13 protein-coding genes are annotated in these 16750 nt (G+C 63.9%); 7 read left to right on the top strand and 6 right to left on the bottom strand.

The window, feature by feature from the left end; all coding sequences use genetic code 11:
* Positions 1–82 precede the first annotated feature (82 nt).
* The gene (locus BIWAKO_RS06350; RefSeq protein ID WP_069877820.1) at positions 83–1354 is read left to right on the top strand and encodes an alpha/beta hydrolase; all 1272 of its coding nucleotides are present in this window, start codon (positions 83–85) and stop codon (positions 1352–1354) included.
* Positions 1355–1370: 16 nt separating this feature from the next.
* Entirely contained in the window at positions 1371–1706 is a 336-nt protein-coding gene (locus tag BIWAKO_RS06345; RefSeq protein ID WP_141740009.1) for a hypothetical protein, read from the top strand.
* Between the two features lie 16 nt (positions 1707–1722).
* Here BIWAKO_RS06345 and BIWAKO_RS06340 read toward each other — a convergent pair whose 3' ends face one another.
* Positions 1723–3207: a B12-binding domain-containing radical SAM protein gene (locus BIWAKO_RS06340; RefSeq protein WP_141740008.1), complete on the bottom strand. Its 1485-nt coding sequence runs from the start codon at positions 3205–3207 to the stop codon at positions 1723–1725.
* Positions 3208–3543: 336 nt separating this feature from the next.
* Here BIWAKO_RS06340 and BIWAKO_RS06335 point away from each other — a divergent pair, with 336 nt between their 5' ends.
* The gene (locus BIWAKO_RS06335; RefSeq protein ID WP_069877817.1) at positions 3544–6714 is read left to right on the top strand and encodes an ATP-binding protein; all 3171 of its coding nucleotides are present in this window, start codon (positions 3544–3546) and stop codon (positions 6712–6714) included.
* Between the two features lie 32 nt (positions 6715–6746).
* On the opposite strand, the gene BIWAKO_RS06330 is transcribed toward BIWAKO_RS06335, so the two are convergent.
* The 4 genes from BIWAKO_RS06330 to BIWAKO_RS06315 all read right to left on the bottom strand — a co-directional run bounded on the left by BIWAKO_RS06330 (position 6747) and on the right by BIWAKO_RS06315 (position 10817).
* The gene (locus BIWAKO_RS06330) at positions 6747–7685 is read right to left on the bottom strand and encodes a homocysteine S-methyltransferase family protein (protein ID WP_069877816.1); all 939 of its coding nucleotides are present in this window, start codon (positions 7683–7685) and stop codon (positions 6747–6749) included.
* 80 nt (positions 7686–7765) lie between these two features.
* Positions 7766–9604, bottom strand: coding sequence for a CHASE2 domain-containing protein (locus BIWAKO_RS06325; protein ID WP_084651186.1), 1839 nt, complete (start codon positions 9602–9604; stop codon positions 7766–7768).
* Positions 9601–10110 carry a FecR domain-containing protein gene (locus BIWAKO_RS06320; RefSeq protein WP_069877815.1) on the bottom strand — a complete coding sequence of 170 codons (510 nt, stop codon included), beginning with the start codon at positions 10108–10110 and terminating at the stop codon, positions 9601–9603. The genes BIWAKO_RS06325 and BIWAKO_RS06320 overlap by 4 nt, the downstream gene beginning before the upstream one ends.
* A 23-nt stretch (positions 10111–10133) precedes the next feature.
* Positions 10134–10817: a Crp/Fnr family transcriptional regulator gene (locus BIWAKO_RS06315; protein ID WP_069877814.1), complete on the bottom strand. Its 684-nt coding sequence runs from the start codon at positions 10815–10817 to the stop codon at positions 10134–10136.
* 159 nt (positions 10818–10976) lie between these two features.
* On the opposite strand from BIWAKO_RS06315, the gene BIWAKO_RS06310 reads away from it, so the two are divergent.
* A complete protein-coding gene (locus BIWAKO_RS06310; RefSeq protein WP_141740007.1) occupies positions 10977–11282 on the top strand; it encodes a hypothetical protein in 306 nt (101 codons plus the stop codon).
* 90 nt (positions 11283–11372) lie between these two features.
* Complete coding sequence (locus BIWAKO_RS36545; RefSeq protein WP_069877812.1) at positions 11373–14549, top strand: cyclic nucleotide-binding domain-containing protein; 3177 nt, start codon at positions 11373–11375, stop codon at positions 14547–14549.
* Between the two features lie 21 nt (positions 14550–14570).
* Here the strand turns inward: BIWAKO_RS36545 and BIWAKO_RS06300 are convergent, their stop codons facing one another.
* Positions 14571–15065, bottom strand: coding sequence for an Lrp/AsnC family transcriptional regulator (locus BIWAKO_RS06300; protein ID WP_069877811.1), 495 nt, complete (start codon positions 15063–15065; stop codon positions 14571–14573).
* Positions 15066–15193: 128 nt separating this feature from the next.
* Here BIWAKO_RS06300 and BIWAKO_RS06295 point away from each other — a divergent pair, with 128 nt between their 5' ends.
* Positions 15194–15523 carry a hypothetical protein gene (locus tag BIWAKO_RS06295; protein WP_141740005.1) on the top strand — a complete coding sequence of 110 codons (330 nt, stop codon included), beginning with the start codon at positions 15194–15196 and terminating at the stop codon, positions 15521–15523.
* The gene (locus BIWAKO_RS06290) at positions 15520–16749 is read left to right on the top strand and encodes a 3-methyl-2-oxobutanoate dehydrogenase (2-methylpropanoyl-transferring) subunit alpha (protein WP_069877809.1); all 1230 of its coding nucleotides are present in this window, start codon (positions 15520–15522) and stop codon (positions 16747–16749) included. Before BIWAKO_RS06295 ends, BIWAKO_RS06290 begins: the two co-directional genes overlap by 4 nt.
* The last annotated feature ends 1 nt before the right edge of the window (position 16750 follow it).

Below are 16750 nucleotides of genomic sequence, written 5' to 3'. Positions count from 1 at the left end.
CCCCATCCCGTCCGGCCTGTCGCTTGGACAAGCGAGCCTGCCTTACCTGCGGAATGTAGGAGCGTTCTCGACCGGAGGCGAAATGAGCTACGTCGCTGATCGTGATAAGCAGCAGCTCGCGCAGCTCGACGAGCAGATTTCGCAGTTCATCGCGCGCTACAGGCAGCACAGACCGGCGCGGCGCAAAACGGTCATCCTGTTCCCGGGAGGCATGGGATCCAGCATCAAATGGGCGACCACGAGCCAGGGCAATACGCCCTATTTCTACAATCTGATCTGGCTCGATTGCCCCATCCTGACCGGGGGCGCGCTGCTGCTCAAGATGAAGGGCGATGACGATGCGGGCCGGCATTTCGTGATCGCCGATGGTTGCGTCCGGTTTCCTCCGGTGCTTACCCCCTACGATGATTTCCTGAGCTGGTGCACAGCCAGGAAATTCGATTGGTTCGTCTTTGGCTGGGACTGGCGGCGCGATCCCGAGCTTGTGGCGCGCTTCTTCCTGAAGAGCTTCGTGCCGAAGTTCCGTCAGCGGGTCAGTGCGGAATGCGGCGCCGATCCCTTCGCCGATGTTACGCTGATCGGGCACAGCTTCGGCGGCATGGTCGTCAAGCTGGTACTGAACCAGGGCGGCTCGCATGTCGCTGCGGTCAGGCGGGCCATCAGCGTCGGGTCGCCCTTCTACGGCTATGCCGGGCAACTGAACCGCTATTTCAAGGGCGACCCCGACCTGGACCGGCTCTCATGGTCCTACGACCCGCGGAATCTGACCCAGTTGATCTCGTCGTTGCCGGGGCCATACACGCTTCTCTACCTGGACCAGGCGACCTTCCAGCGTGACCAGGCGGCGTTGGCTGCCGATCCGAGCTATCCGCTGTTGCGATATCCGGTCAGGGATCGCGATACCGGCGCGATCGCCGATCCTTACAACCCCCAGAAGAGCGGAACCCAGGTGCGCTATCCCGAGAACTGGGGTTTCAGCCATGTCGCCCTGGACCGGGGCGAGGCGATCTATCGGAAGGTGGCGCTGCCTCTCGGCGCGGCCACGAACAGCAAGTACTACAACATCCGTGGCGTTCAGCAGCGCAATGGCTGGACCGTCGACGAGACGACCCATGAGCAGACATGGGGCTGGATCGACCCCGCTTTCGATCCGAACTCGGATCCGTCGCCGATCGTAGATTACTCCTATTGCCCGGGAGACGGCGTGATCCCGGCCTGGTCCGCGCGTCTGGTCTCGACCCCCGCGGCCAATGTGCGCACTGTGACCGGAGACATCGACCAGGATGGTTTCGAGCATATGGATCTGATGCTGAGCCCGCAGATCCGCGCGCAGATCCTCACCATCATGCAGTAGCTCGGCGAGGTACGTCATGGCCCTGAGATCACGCAAACCCAAGTCCCCGCCGCCGCCTCCGTTGCGCGCCTCCCGGGACGAGCTCAACATATTTCTGAACGGTCTTCAGGCAGCCCAGGCGGAGGCCGCCGGAGACAGCGCGAAACTCCGGACCACGACGCTCGCGTATATCGCGAAATACAGCCTGCCTGAGCTGCAGGGGCTCCTGGGCCGGGCCTATGTCGATGCGCCCAAGAGCGCCAGCCAGAAGCTTGGGACGATGCCGACGGGAGAGGGGGGGGCGCCGAGCGAGGAACCACCGCGCGCTCCATCGGCGAAGGGGCAAGCCCGCCCAAGGCCGAAAAGCAGGTGAGTCCGGGAATCTTGCGTTATTTCTCCGGCCGCATGGCGACGATGCCGGTGTCCAGGGGAGGCGAAACCGGCAGAGGTCGTGCCGTCGGCTTGGGTTTCCGGCGGGCTTCGGCATAGGGAATGAGCCAGAGGCTCGGTTTCCCGTCGCCATCGGTGAGCGCGATAGGCTCGAAATAGCGGACGCGATCCTCCGGCGATAGATCATCCGGATGTTCGCCATATTGCGGGTCGAGCGTATCGCTCCCGGCCAGATAGGTGCGCGGTCGGGCTGGCGAGGTTTTTGACCAGGTAAAGCAATGAAAGCTCGCCGAGGCGATGATGTACCATCGCATCGGGTTGAACGAACGGCTGTGGCGGAGCCTCCGCAAGGTCTTGAGCAGGATGCGCATGCGCCCGACCACGGTCCAGGGGCGCCGGAAGATCCGTTCGAGAAAGGCGACGATCGGCTGAGCCGGCTCGGCAAGCTGCGCGTAGCAGATCGTCTCGCCGTCCAGGTCCCGGAAGCGAAGGTTGGGAGCCAGGCGCCCGCTCTCCAGATCCTCCCAGAAAAGCTGGGTTCCGGCGAGGGGAGCAACGACGCTGAGATAGGTCGGCATCGGCATCAGCGGGTTTTCGGCGATGGCTTCCATGGCCTGCTGCATCTCCGCAGCCGTCTGGTAGCGAGGGTCGAAGAGATAGCCGTAGCCGACGGCAATGCCGTGCCCCTCGGCGAAGGCGACGTCATCGATGACATTCTGGCGTCGGCTGAGGTTCTGGGTCTTGTTGTAGCGGCGCAGAAAGCTTGCATCGAGCGATTCAATTCCGACGAACAGCCCGACGCATTTGGAGGCGGCGAAGGTCTCGATGAGCGCGCGATCCTGGACGACGTTCTGGGTGACCAGCGCGCCCCAGCCCCGCACCTTGGGATGGTCGCGCAGGAACTCGCAGATGGCCAGCATATGGGCCCGGTCATCCGAGAAATTATTGTCCAGCAGCATGACCATCGGATACCAGCTGCGCATGCTGAAGCGGGGGCTCGATTCCAGCGCGCTTTCGAGCGACGCCTTGAAGCTGGCCAGCCCATGGCGCACATGCGCCCCGACTTCCGAGGGAATGACGCAAAAGCTGCATTTGAAGCTGCATCCGCGCGAAGTCTCCGCAAGATGTGTGGTCGGATTGATGCCGCTTTTGCGCAAAAGACTATAATCGACCGTGTAGTCGGAGATCTGTGCAATCGGAGAGCGGTAGATTGGTTGGAGTGAGCCGGCCAAATAATCGCTAACGACATCCCTGACGCTATCGACGCCGCCGGCGCAGACGACGTCGAAGAACTGCTGGGCGAATTCCGGGAAAAGCGTGCACACGCTCCCGCCGGCAACGACCGTCGCTCCGCTGCGTCTGAAGTGATAGGAGAGTTGCCGCAGCCGATCGAAGTCGGGCTGAAGCCCTGTGAGGAATACGAGGTCGTACTTGTTGCAATGTGCAGGGTCGAATGGGCCGTGCCAGTCTTCATGATAAAGCACGACATCAAATCGCTTTGCATCGATCAGTGCAGCAATATGCAAACCCGCGATAGGTTGCATGAAATGCGTCGAGCGCCGTTTGTCGCGACCAGGCCGAAGATGGGCGCAAATGACGACCGTTTTGATCTTTTGTGGTGCGTCGGAACTGGCTTCGGCTGATGTTCGGGAGAAAAGACGCGCTATCGTTGAGGTAGGCATGCCCGATCGCCCCCCGTATACTGGCTGAAAAACTAGAGACAGCTAGGTAATGACTTCACTCTATGCGCATATGCGGCCATATTCAAATTGACGAGACAGTAACAGAGCGTCGACGTTCCCGACACAGGAGCCTGTGCGATGACGATGAGCGAAGCCGAGCCTCGAAAACTTGTGTCGGAGAGGCGCTACGTCACGATCGTCTTCGTCGACCTCGTTGGCTACACCCAGTTGTCGGAGCAGCTTGATCCGGAAGAACTCGGTCTCGTCCAGCGCCGCTACCAGCAACTGACCCTGACGACCATGGAGCGCTATGGCGGCTTCGTTGCGAGTTACACGGGCGACGGTGTCCTCATCTTCTTCGGCTATCCCACGGCCCGCGAGAACGACGCGGAACGGGCTGTCCGTGCCTCCCTCGAGCTGATGGGGCGGATCAAGACGCTGAACACGAGCATCGAGGATGGCACCGTTCCGGACATCGCAGCGCGTATCGGCGTTCACACAGGCCTCGTCGTGATGGCTCCGGCCCGCGTCAGCAGCGGCTCCAGCGAACTTGGCGCGGTGGGCGAGGCCATCAATCTCGCGGCTCGACTGCAGGCCGAGGCTGCGCCTGGGACGGTCGTGGCGACCCGGGAGGTCACCGACCTCACCGCCGGGCTGTTTGAAGTCAAGGCCCTCGGGCCAAGACCCATCCGGGGCCTTTCGCGTGAGATCGAAGTCTTCGAGATCGCTCGTGAGCGATTGGGGACGGCACGGCGCCACGGCAGGGTCGCGAGCAGTGTTCCCATCGCTGTGGGCCGCGAAAGCCATCTCAAGAGCATCCTTGCGCGCTGGACCGGTGCAACGAGCGACAGGCGGGCGCAGTTCGTTCTCGTGGCCGCGGATGCCGGAGTTGGAAAGACGAAGGTCATCACGGAGATCTGCGGTCATCCCGCGCTGTCCGATGCGGCGATCTATATGACCTATTGCCATGAGCTGTTCGCGAGTACGCCGCTCTACCCGGTCGCGAGCTTCCTCTGGGCACGGGCTGGTCTCAAGTTCGAGGACGACAACAAGGTGCGCGGCGCAAAGATCGGCGCCGTCCTAGACGAAATCGGCCTCAATACGCCGGAGAACAACGAAATATTGGCGAGCCTGATCGGTCTGGCTGCAACCGGCATCCGCGAGCAGTTTGCCCCGGCCCCGACGATGTTCAAGCGCAAGCAGTATGAGTTCGTCATCTCGGTCATCGTGCGCACGGCCCGCCGACAGCCGACCCTTGTGGTGATCGAGGATGCGCATTGGCTGGACCCGTCCTCGGCGGAGCTCTTGCGGGAGCTCCTGGCCGCCGGCAGCGATGAGGCGCTGATGGTTGTGGCAACCGCACGGCCGTTCCCCCGCACCGAGGGGTTGCCGGAGCCGGACGAAGTCGTGACGCTGGAGCCGCTGTCAGGGGAGCAGAGTCTCGCGCTGGCGCACGCGATTCCGGGGTCGGAGGAGCTGCCTCCCGAGAAGATCGCGCAGGCGGTCGCTGCCGCCGAGGGGGTTCCGCTCTTTGTCGAGCAGTTCGTGCTCTCTTTGATCGACGAACACATCCAGACGCCTCATCCCATCCGCAAGCCGTCGAATGTCCCGCTGCTCCTCGCGGAACTCATGTCCGAGCGGCTCGATCGGCGGCCGGGCGCGCGACCCGTCGTACAGGCCGCGGCCTGTATCGGTCGTTCCTTCACCCCGGTATTCCTCGCCCACGTCCTGGAGAAGGGCATCAGGGAGGTGATTGCGCCTGTCGAGGCGCTGGTCGACGCCGAGATTCTTCTGCCCAAGCGCATAGGCGGGGAAATCCGCTATGAGTTTCGGCATTCATTGCTTCAGCGCATGGCTCATGAATCGATGCTCGCCACCGAACGGCGCGCGATCCATGACCGCATTCTGGGCCTGCTCGATCAGGGGGACGGCGTCGATATCCCCTTGCCCGAGGTCACTGCGCACCATCTCACCGAGGCGGGCCGCTACCAGGAGGCAGTCAAGGCCTGGCTGAGGGCCGGAGCGAGCGCCGGACAGCGTTCCGCCCATATCGAGGCGATCGGGCATATTCGCCACGGCTTGTCGCTGCTCGACAAATTGCCGGACGACATGGTGCGGACGACGCTCGAGCGCGGCCTTCAGGCGGCGCTGGTTGGCTCCATCACCGCCGCGCAGGGGCCGACATCGCCCGGTTTGCTGCAATGCTGCAAGCGCGGGCTGGAGCTTTGCAGCGAAGATGAGCCCTCCGCATTGATGTTTCCGTTCCTGTTCGGAAAGTTCACTTTCGCCAATTGCAGCGGCGATGTGCCAGAAGCCGCGTCCCTGGCCCAGAACTTCCTCGATCGATCCGAGCGGGCGGATTATAGTTCCGGCCGAGCCATCGGGCACCGTCTGATTGGCATGGTGCGGCTCGGCCAGGGCAAGGCCGACGAAGCGATCGAGCATCTCGAGCACTCCCTGCTCATCGGAGAGCGCGATCGCGACGAGGCCAGTACATTCATGTTCGGCCAGAACACCGAGATTCACACCAGATCACTGCTGAGTCTCGCTCATTTCTGCCTTGGCAATGTTGGCGAGTCCCTGCGCATAGGCATCGATGCGCTTCGCTCCGCAGACGCCTTGCGGCATCCTCATTCCGCGGCGATTCCGATGTCCTATGTCGGCGGCTGGGTCTTCGGGCTGTCGAACGCGACCAATGAGCTGATGCAGGAGGCGGGGCGGCTGGTGGCCTTGTCGGAACAGCACGGGCTCGCAGGCTTCCGGGCCCATGGCGCGGCGTTTCTGGGCTGGGGGCTCTGTCAGAAGGGTGATCTCGCGCGCGGCGCAGCAACCATGCAGCGGGCGATCGCGGCATTCGAACGCGTCGGTTACGTACTGTCCCTATCCGGCTATCTCGCCAATCTCGCCGAAGCGCAGCTTCAACTTGGGCAGCTGGTGGAGGCACAAGCCTCCTGCGACCGGGCGATTGCGCTGATGTCGCGAAGCGGTTCGCTGTGGCTGGAGCCGGAGCTGGATCGGATCCAGGCCGGCATCATGGCCAGGGGCGCACGGGCGCAACAGCAGGATGCAGAGGCGGCACTGCGCTCGGCGGTGGCGAAGGCAAGGCGGCTGAACTCTCCCGTGCTGGAGCACCGGTGCCTGGCTTCGCTCCGGGAGCTCCTCAGGCCAGAGGGCCCCGACCCCGGGGTCGAGGCGCGTCTAGAGGCTCTCGCACGCTTTGACGATCTGTCCGGGACTGTGTCGCGCGCCTTGCGGAAGACGGGCGTCGCGGCTGACCTGTCTCGCGTCGCTAGCCAGATGGTGTCATAGGCCGCTGCCGCGGCGAGATCTCCCGTCGGGCGCTACAGGCAGGCATAGCAGATCGCCCTGACATGGCGCAGGTCGGTGCCGCAGCAGCCTCCGAGGACACGCGCGTTTTTGAGCTGCTTGCGCAGGCTGCGATAGCGATGGGCGAGGTCGAGGGGGTCGCCAGCATCGAGTTCGGTCGCCATGTCGAGTTCGGTGTGGCTCAAGGTCGAGGCGTTCGCCCTCAAGCCTCCGATCCTGTCTAGCCAGGGCGCGCTGCCGGAAATTACCCGCTCGAAATGCAGGGGATGCACGCAGTTGATCATGTAATAGAGGGGATAGGCCTCGGTCGCCTCATCGACGCGCTCGATCGCACGGCCCAAGGGCTCTCCGCTCGGGAGCCTGCCGTCGGTCTCGAGGGTGAAGGAGATGACGGCAGGCATACGATGCGCCTGCGCAGCGGCGGCGATGCCGATCGCCTCGTTGCTGTAGGTCATCGTGATGGCGCTCACCATGTCCGCTTCGGTGCGGGCGAAGGTCTTGACCTGATCCTGATGGTAGAGCTGCGCTTGCCGCGCGCTCATGCGCGTATCGATCCGGTAACCGTCCGCACGCGGCCCGATCACGCCGTTGATCACGATCCTTGAATCGCTGGTTTCGTAGTGCGGACGCAGCTCCATCGCCAGCTGAACCGAGGCTCTCTGAACCTCCTCGAGCATGGTGCGCGAGTAATCCAGCTTGCGGCCCCAATCGGGATTGGCGCGCCAGGTCGGCGTATCCAGAATGAAGCCCTTGCCGTACTCTGCGGCGAGAGTGAGATAGGGCAGGAAATAGGCCTTGAGGCGGGCCCGGCCTTCTTCGCTGCGCACGAGCGGGAACGCGGCGAAGAACGGCAATTCAAGCCCATCACGAAAGGCGAGTGTCGTTTCCAACCCGCCGTCCGTGAGGAACTCTTGCGCCAGGACCTGCGGAAGGATCGCCCTGTACTTGGCCATGGCCTTTCCCCTGTGTGGAACTGTCGCCGAACCCTTCCCGGAACGGCGGATGCATTCTGTGATCTGGATCACAGATGCTGTCAGACGCCCCACAGCGCGACGGAGATGCGTTGGCGCCTGCCGCGAATCTCGACGGTGCGAATGCTGTCGGGTTCGCGGTGGCGCTTCCGGATGTCGCCGGATGCGACGAGGAGCTCTGCTGAAACGGCAAGCGCGGCGCCTTGCTCCTTCGCGATTTCCATCAAGCGGCTCGCGACATTGACGCTGTCCCCGGTCGCAGTGATGTGCTGATGCGCTTCGTGCCCGAGACGAGAGACGATGACCGGGCCGAAATGGACACCGACACGAAGATCCGGATGGCCAATCGAAACCTCTTCGCCGGTGGCCCACTCCTGCATATCCCTGAGCAGTGCCCAGGCCGTGGAGAGGGCGCGGCCGGCATCATCGGCGTGAGGATCTGGAATACCGAACGCGATCATTGCACCGTCGCCCATGAATGAGATGACGAGCCCGTCATGCGCGGTCACCTCGTTTTCGATGAGCGTGTGAAACGCCTTGAGAAATTCACGTGTCCGCGTGAGGCCGGCCTGCTCGCTCAGCCGCGTGAAGCCCGAGAGGTCCACGAACAGGATCGCAACCGTCTGTTGCACCGGTTCGCGCAGGAACTCCGGGTCCCGTGCAATCCGATCTGCGAGCAATGGCGGCTGAAACTGCCGTAAAGCGGCCTCAGAACGGGCGATGTCCGTGGCCTGGCGGCGGTCCCATGTCTGCCGGAAAACCATTGCGAGGACGACAGGTGGAATGACTGACGCCAGCGGGAGCGCCGAACTGAGCCAATAGCCTGCGGCGAAGAGCGCCGTGGTGGCCAGCAGCCAGGCGGCGAGACCGAAGACCACTACGCCAACGCCGATCCCGAGCGGAGCAGAGGCGATGAGCAAGACGGAGCCTGTGGCCAGCACGAGTGCCACGCCTGCGTCGAGCAACCTCACCTCGTGATCCCGGACCAGTCCGGTGCCGGCGATCAAATGAGCGATGCCGGTCGCCAGGACCTCCACGCCCGGCGTCACGGGATCGAAGGCGGTGCTGAAGGTGTCGCCGATGGCTGTGGCGGTGACGCCGACAATGACGATACGGCCCCGCAGGCGCTCTGCGGGCACGGTGCCCGCAAGCAGACGGGTTGCACTGATCGTTTCGAAGCTGCCCCGCGGGCCGTAAAACCGGAGCGGCAGATGGAAGCCGAGGTCGAGCTTCACCGGGCTGCCTGCCACGCGCACGGTGTCGACGCCGAACACTGGAGCCTCGCCCTTGAAGCCTGCCGCCGCACTTAGGACGAATGATGGCATGACCCCGCGGTCGGTCCGGAAAAGCAGCGGCACATGCCGCGGCGTGCCGCTTGCGTCGGATGAAATATTGACGAGACCGACGGCTGCGAACGGGTCGAACGGAGACAGCGGCCAGAGCATCTGTTTCGGTGCCGGGATTTGCGAGCTTCCTTCCTCGTCCCGGTCGAAGCTGCCGGCCGCGGCGACAAGTGAAGGCGTCCGTTGGAGAGCCTGGGCAAGCGCCTCATCTGCCTCGGGCGAGGTCGGGTCGACGAGCAGCAGATCGAGTGCAAGGGTGCGTGGGGCCGCAGTTCCAATGGCGAGGATCATCCGAGCCAAAGTAGAGCGCTGGAGCGGGTAGCCGCGTTGCTGAGCCACGGTTTCATCATCTATGGCGATGATGACGATTTCGCCGGGGGGTGAGCGTCGACCCGCAATAAGCAGGCGCATGTCGGCGAGTGCCGCCTCGACGCGGTCGAGAGGATTGCGCTCGCCCGCGAGATGCATTCGCCCCAGAAAGCCGGACCAGAGCGCGGCGATCACGAAGCAGAGGATGGTGATCGACGCGGGCAGGCGGACACTGCGCGTCGAGGTCACCGCCCGAACCGAGCAAGCAACCCTGCGGCGCGCTCGCGGGACCAGCGGTGCACGTCGAGCCGCTTTTCCTGGGAGACGTCAACGCCATCGCCGGGATTGAGTTCGACGGGGTCCGTGCCATCGCGGCGCGTGACACGCACGCGCCCTTGGGCGACGAACACCGATGTCTTCGAGGTCGTTACGTCGACGGCATAGATCGTGCCGCGGACCGAGGCGATGGCGTGGGGCGTCAGGATCTGGAGGGGCCCGCGGCGACGGGGCAGCTCGACCAGCAGGCCTTTGCCATCCAACGCGATTGATTGAATCGCGCGGCCGGGCTGTGGCGATTGGACCTGGAAGCGGGTGGCGGCCTCCGCTTCGATGATCAGGCCACCGCTGCACTGGAACACGGTTCTTGGCGGATCGGTCCGCACTGACGGGATGCAGCCCGTAGGTTGTTGCGCGGCGGCGGGCGGGATCGATGCGCAGATGGCGCAAGCGGCAATCGAGAAACGGAGGAAGCGCATGGCAAGCCTCTCATGCTCGGCATTCAGATCGCGCCGGACTTCGCCAGCTGCCGAAAGCTATCGATATTATGAATCACGAGGCGGCCCCGTCCAAGGGAGAGAATGCCGATCTGTTTCCAGCGCTGCAGCTGGCGGTTCACGGTTTCGCGGGTGACGCCGGTCAGCGCCGCCAGTTCCTCCTGGGAAATATGCAGCTCGCTACCATAGTCGGTGATGAGCACATCGATGCGTCGCGCCAGCCGTGATGCGGCTGGAAGGAAGGCGGCGTCCTCCATGCGCTCGCTCATGCCGCGCAGACGCTCGCAGAGCAATTCGATCAGCCGGATCGCAATCAGTGGCTCATTGTCGAGCAGGTTCAGGAAGTCACGCCGCGGCACGAAGAACATCTCGGTGTCTTCCAGCGCAATGGCGTCGGCGCTGCGGGCGCGCCCGTCGAGGAGGGCGATCTCCCCGAAGACGTCGCCGCCCCCCAGCAGGTTCATCGTCAACTGCTGGCCGGCATCGTCCGTGGTGCCAATTCGGATCCGGCCGTGTCGGATGGCATAGAGGCCATCACCGGGATCGCCCTTCAGGAACAGGACCTCGTGCGGTGTCAGGTGCTTTGGCAGGCAAATTGCGGCGATCTTGACCAGGGCGTCGTGAGCAAGCCCAGCGAAGAACGGATTCACCGATAGAAGCCGAACGACCAGATGCGGCGCACTGCGCATGCCTCAATCCCCCTGTTCTCTCCATTGCTGCGAAAGGTCGGCGCCTATGTGACCTGTTTCACAGAAGATAGCATGGGAACGGTCGAAAACCCCGCTCGAAGGCCGCAGCGACTGCAGCCCGCAGTCGCTGTGTGTGTCGCTCCGAACGGGAGTCTCGCCGTGCACCACACCGCCAACACCCATTCCACGCCGTTCAGGACAACCTCGCTCGAGCCGCTGTGCGAGCCCGAGACCATCTTGCAGGCAGGCGAATGCCCCTTCCTTGGCAAGGTGACGCGCGTGAGCCGGGCGCTGGTCACGTCACTGGCGCTCGCCTTTGGCGCGCAGCGTGGGCAGTCGCAGAGCGTTGCCATGGATGCCCATACATTGAACGATATCGGGCTGAGCCACGCCGAGGCCGCCCAGTGGGGGCCGCTGAGCCGTCACATGCCGCGCCCCTGGGGGGAGACGGATACCCTGAACTGATGCGCAGTGGCAGGGAAGCTATTGTCCGCAACACAAGAGAATTGCGGTACGCTGGAGCGCAGCGCTCACATCACAGGCCGGATGCGCTCCATGGTGGATGGTTCCTTACTGCAGGCGGCACAGCGCCTGCGCTCGCGGCCAGGACAAGCGGCGGCGCAAGCCGCGCCTCAGGCGCAGGTTGAGGCGAGCGCGGCAACAACAGGCCTGTTTGCCTATATCTGGCGCAACAGCCAGCGCCAGCAGATCCAGATCATCGCGATCGTGCTGCTGTCCTTCCCCTTCTACTATCTTTCGCTGGAGCTGCCGAAATACATCATCACCGACGCCATTCAGGGCCGTGCCTTTTCCGGTGGGCAGGAGACGGCGCGGCTCTTCCGGCTTTCCCTCTCCCTTCCTGCCTGGCTCGGCGGTAGCCGTGAACTTCTGAGCGGCTTCACGCTCGATCGCATCAGCTATCTGTTTGCGCTGTCCGGTCTGTTCCTGCTGCTGGTCCTCATCAATGGCGGCTTCAAATACGTCATCAACATGCGCAAGGGGGCCTTGGGCGAACGGCTGCTGCAGCGCCTGCGAGCCGACCTCTTCGCGACCCTGTTGAGTTTCACGCCGGAGGCACGGCGCCGGCTCAAGCCCTCCGAGGCCGCAACTGTCATCAAGGACGAGGTCGAGCCGATCGGCGGCTTCGTCGGTGATGCCTTCATCCAGCCGGTTCTGCTCGGTGGTCAGGCCCTGACCGCACTGATCTTCATTCTGCTGCAGAACCTGGCGTTGGGCTCGATCGCGGCAGGCATCGTACTTGTTCAGGCCGTCATCATTCCCCGGATGCGGCGCGAGCAGATCCGGCTTGGTCGACAGCGCCAGATCGAGTCACGGGCTCTTGCCGGCAAGATCGGCGAGGTCGTCGAGTCGCTGGACGAGGTTGCTGGCCACGGCACCTCTGCGGTCGAGAAGGCACTTGTCGCGGTGCGACTCGAGAGGCTGTTCGGCATCCGCTACCAGCTCTATGGGCGCAAATTCGCGGTCAAGTTCCTGAACAACCTGTTGGCCCAGCTGACCCCGTTCCTGTTCTACACGATCGGGGGGTACTTCGCCCTGACCGGCCGGCTCGACATCGGCCAGCTCGTCGCGGTCATCGCCGCTTATCGCGACCTGCCGACGCCAGTAAAGGAACTGATCGATTGGGATCAGCAACGTCTCGATGTCGAGGCGCGGTTTCAGCAGGTCACCCAGCAGTTCTCGCTGGACGATACCCCTGCGCCGGAACGGCCGCAGGCTCCGCTGCCCGGGGAGGGCATCGTGCCTGGTGAAGGCATGATCGCGGCCAAGGGGTTGACGGTTCTTGGGCCGGCCGGCGACCGGCTGCTCGAGCGCATTTCATTTGCTCTGCCTTTGGGGGGGAATATCGCCTTGATCGACAAGGCGGGGGAGGGGGCGGCTGCTTTCGCTTGTGTGCTCGGGGGCAGCATGGCGCCGTTCGACGGCACGGTGACGCTGGCCGGAATTCCTCTGGCCTCGTTGTCACCCGAACGGAGAGGGCGGGTGCTGGCCTATCTTGGAGGCGAACCCGTCATTCTCGATGCGTCCTTGCGCGACAACATACTCTACGGCCTGCGCCGCCCGATTTCGGCTCAGGCGGGCGGGCAGCCCTGGTCGCTCGATTTCGACGGCGCCGGCGTCGCGAGCAGGGACGAGCTCGAAAGGCTCCTGGTCGAGGTGCTGGATGTGGTCGGACTTGCCGAAACGGTGTTCCGTTTCGGCCTGCAGCGCCAACTGAGTGCGGATGACCCGACCGAGATCGTCGACAGGGTTGCCGAGATCCGTACGAGAATTCGCTCCAGGCTGATTGGGCGCGGGGCGGGCAATGCGGTGGAGCCCTACGATCCCGAGCGATACACACGGAACGCGACCATCGGCGAGAATATCCTCTTTGGTGTCGTCACCGATCCCGGGCTCGCCGGGGATCGCCTCGCCAGTCACGAGCTGGTTCGCTCCATTCTGGACGCGCAGGGACTGACCACGTTCCTGACCCAGATAGGACGGCGTATCGCAGCGACCATGCTTGAGATCTTTCGCGATCTTCCAGCCGATCACGTCCTGTTCGAGCAGTTCTCTTTTATCTCAGCTGACCAGTTCCCGGACTATCAGGTCATCCTCGGGCGGGCCGAAGCCCACACGCTCCGGGAGGGCGATCGCTCCCGGTTGATCGCGCTGGCATTTCTCTATGCGGAGCCGCGGCATCGCCTGGGTCTGCTGGGCGAGGCGGACGAGGTCCGCATCCTCGCGGCGCGGCGCGCCTTGCGCGCGCAGGCCAGCCCGGAGATGGCAGACGCCATCGCCTTCTACGATCCTGCCCGTTACTGCCCGGCAGCGCCCCTGCGCGACAATCTCTTGTTCGGCTGCGTTGCCAGCAGCAGTGCCGCCGATGCGGAGCGCGCGCTCGAGGCCATCCGTGAGAGCCTGATCGAGCTGGGCCTGGAGCGTGATGTCTATCGCTGGGGGCTTGATCAACAGGCCGGCTATGGCGGGCAGTTCCTGTTTCCGGCGGCCAAGGCGGCCGTCGCTCTGGCCCGCTGCCTGATCAAGCGCCCGCAGATCCTGATCCTGAACGACGCGCTGGCGTCTTTCGGGCAGGCCGAGGCTGCCAGGCTGTTCGCGCGGATCGCGACCTTCATGAAGGGGCGGACTATTCTCGTTGCCGGCCGGCAAATCGCTGAACTGGGCCGCTTCGATGCCAGCCTCGAATTCCATGGAACAAACTCCGTCAGTTCCACCGACGCGGCGGTTCAGACGCAGGCTCAGTCGGACGAGGTCTTTGCCGGCGATCCTCTGGACGCGGGCAATATCGAGCTGCGTGCCCTGCGCTCCGTGCCGATCTTTGCCGATGTCGATACGGTCCGCCTGAGGTTGCTGGCCTTCACTGGCGAGCGGGTCGAGTTTGCGGCGGGAGATGTCATCTTTCGACAGGGCGACGAGTCGGACGCCGCCTATCTGCTGATCACGGGCTCGGCTGACGTTTTGTCCGAGGCGCCGGGGCCGCCTGTCCGCATTTCGACCATGAACGCCAATAGCCTGTTCGGTGAAATGGGAATCGTGACCGATGATCCCCGCTCGGCAACGGTCATCGCGACCACGCCGCTGACGGTGCTCCGCTTGCGCAAGGACGTCTTCGTCGCTTTGCTGACCGAGTTCCCGAGCATGGCGCTGTCGGTGACGCGGTTGATCGTCAGGCGCCTGCAGGACAACGTCGTTACGCTCAGCCAGCGGCACTGAACTGGCCCCTGGCATGGTGCATCACGGCAGTTGCAGCGGATCGACCGAGATCGCCCGCTTCAGCGTCCTGAGCCCGAAGGTCGTGCGTGACTGACGAATTCCGGGGATCCTATAGAGCGTCTCACGGAGGAAGCGCTCGTAGTGGTCGGTGCCGCTGACCACGACCTTGACGAGATAGTCGTACTCGCCGGTGACGAGATGAGCCTCGACCACTTCGGGAATGCGCGCCAGCGCGTCCCCGAACGTGTCGAGCACCTTGTCGTCGTGCTTGTCGAGCGTGATCTCGACAAAGACGGTGTTGTTGAGCCCCAGGGCCGCGTGATCCAGCACTGCCACATAGCGCTCGATTGCGCCGCTTTCCTCCAGCCGCCTGACCCGCGTCCAGCAAGGCGATGGCGAGAGCCCGACCATCTCGGCCAGTGCGCTCGTCGTCAGGCGGCCATCGGCCCGCAGGGCGGACAGAATCCGCCGGTCGATAGGGTCGAGAGCGTCGCTGCGCCTGGACTTGCCGGTCATCGGTTGAATCTTCTGTAGATGGAGATAATAGCGGAAGGATTTGCCGAGATTGAGCCGAATGTCGAGTATCTTCAGGAAATAACTTTCTGTTTGCCGGATTAACGTCGTTGCGGCGATTGGGAGGTGTGATGACCGGGCGAACGCAACGGCGAATGGTGGTGAAAGCGTCGACCAGCAACGCCTATGACGGGTTGGCCAGGCTCCTGCTCGATGCCCAGCGCTTCGGCTTCGCCCTTGTCGAAATGTCGAGCTCCCGCCAAGATGACGGACGAACCGCGATCCGCATGGTCATCGAGACCGAAGGCGTCTCGGACTGTGCGGAGATCGGCTTCCGCCTTGCCCGCCATCCGGCGCTCGCAGCTGTTGAGGCTTTCGAGTGCGGCGACGAGCCGGGTTCATTCTATGTCGGCTCGCTGCATGCGGGTCGGCAGGGCGACCTTGCCGGAGTGCGGGCATGACCGATCAGCCGTTGCGCTTTCATGTCCCCGAACCCGCCAGCCGCCCGGGCGGCAGGCCGGATTTCTCCAATGTCGTTATCCCTGAAGCGGGCTCGGTCCGCAGGCCTCCGGTCGATATCGATCCCAAGGAAATTCGCGATCTCGCGTATTCGATCATCCGCGTGCTCGACCGGGAGGGGCAGGCCGTCGGCCCGTGGGTGCCCGCTCTCGATAGCGATGCTCTGATCCGGGGCATGCGCCACATGATGACGCTACGCGCCTTTGATGCACGCATGCAGATGGCGCAGCGCCAGGGCAAGACCTCGTTCTACATGCAGCACACCGGGGAAGAGGCGGTGAGCTGCGCCTTTCGCATTGCGCTCGGCCCGGAGGATATGAATTTCCCGACCTATCGGCAGGCCGGGCTCCTCATCGCGCATGATTATCCGCTCGTCGACATGATGTGCCAGATCTACTCGAACGAGCGAGACCCGATCAAAGGTCGCCAGCTTCCGGTCATGTACTCGTCGAAAGCGCACGGCTTCTTTTCGATCTCCGGCAATCTCGCCACCCAGTTCGTCCAGGCGGTAGGCTGGGCCATGGCCTCGGCGATCAAGGGCGATCGCAGGATCGCGGCCGCCTGGGTCGGCGACGGCTCGACAGCGGAGTCCGATTTCCACGCCGCCCTGGTCTTCGCCTCGACCTACAAGGCCCCGGTCGTCCTCAATGTCGTCAACAATCAGTGGGCGATCTCGACCTTCCAGGGCATTGCCCGCGGCGGCTCCGGCACTTTCGCGGCGCGCGGACTCGGCTTCGGCATTCCGGCCCTGCGCGTCGACGGCAACGACTACCTTGCGACCTACGCAGTGGCGCAATGGGCAATCGAGCGTGCGAGGCGCAATCTCGGGCCCACGCTGGTCGAATACGTCACCTATCGCGCCGGCGCCCACTCGACCTCGGACGACCCCTCCGCCTATCGGCCCAAGCATGAATCGGAAGGTTGGCCGCTCGGCGACCCGCTGATCCGGCTGAAGCAGCACCTGATCGCATTGGGCGCCTGGACTGAAGAGCGGCACAAGCAGGCCGAGGCCGAGATACTCGCAACCGTGATCGCCGCGCAGAAGGAGGCCGAACGCCACGGCACCCTGCATGCCGGCGGCAAGCCATCAGCACGCGACATCTTCGAGGATGTCTATGCCGAGCTGCCTCCGCACCTGCGCCGGCAACGTCAGCAGATCGGAGTCTGAC

Source organism: Bosea sp. BIWAKO-01, assembly GCF_001748145.1.
Classification (GTDB): domain Bacteria; phylum Pseudomonadota; class Alphaproteobacteria; order Rhizobiales; family Beijerinckiaceae; genus Allobosea.
Note: the sequence above shows the minus strand (reverse complement) of the source record. Positions and strands in the feature narration are given on the sequence as shown.

Bases quoted from the DNA above. Each gene is read 5' to 3' on its own strand.
- BIWAKO_RS06350 (WP_069877820.1), top strand. From the start codon at position 83: ATGAGCTACGTCGCTGATCGTGATAAGCAGCAGCTCGCGCAGCTCGAC.
- BIWAKO_RS06345 (WP_141740009.1), top strand. From the start codon at position 1,371: ATGGCCCTGAGATCACGCAAACCCAAGTCCCCGCCGCCGCCTCCGTTG.
- BIWAKO_RS06335 (WP_069877817.1), top strand. From the start codon at position 3,544: ATGACGATGAGCGAAGCCGAGCCTCGAAAACTTGTGTCGGAGAGGCGC.
- BIWAKO_RS06330 (WP_069877816.1), bottom strand. From the start codon at position 7,685: ATGGCCAAGTACAGGGCGATCCTTCCGCAGGTCCTGGCGCAAGAGTTC.
- BIWAKO_RS06320 (WP_069877815.1), bottom strand. From the start codon at position 10,110: ATGCGCTTCCTCCGTTTCTCGATTGCCGCTTGCGCCATCTGCGCATCG.
- BIWAKO_RS06315 (WP_069877814.1), bottom strand. From the start codon at position 10,817: ATGCGCAGTGCGCCGCATCTGGTCGTTCGGCTTCTATCGGTGAATCCG.
- BIWAKO_RS36545 (WP_069877812.1), top strand. From the start codon at position 11,373: ATGGTGGATGGTTCCTTACTGCAGGCGGCACAGCGCCTGCGCTCGCGG.
- BIWAKO_RS06300 (WP_069877811.1), bottom strand. From the start codon at position 15,065: ATGACCGGCAAGTCCAGGCGCAGCGACGCTCTCGACCCTATCGACCGG.
- BIWAKO_RS06295 (WP_141740005.1), top strand. From the start codon at position 15,194: ATGACCGGGCGAACGCAACGGCGAATGGTGGTGAAAGCGTCGACCAGC.
- BIWAKO_RS06290 (WP_069877809.1), top strand. From the start codon at position 15,520: ATGACCGATCAGCCGTTGCGCTTTCATGTCCCCGAACCCGCCAGCCGC.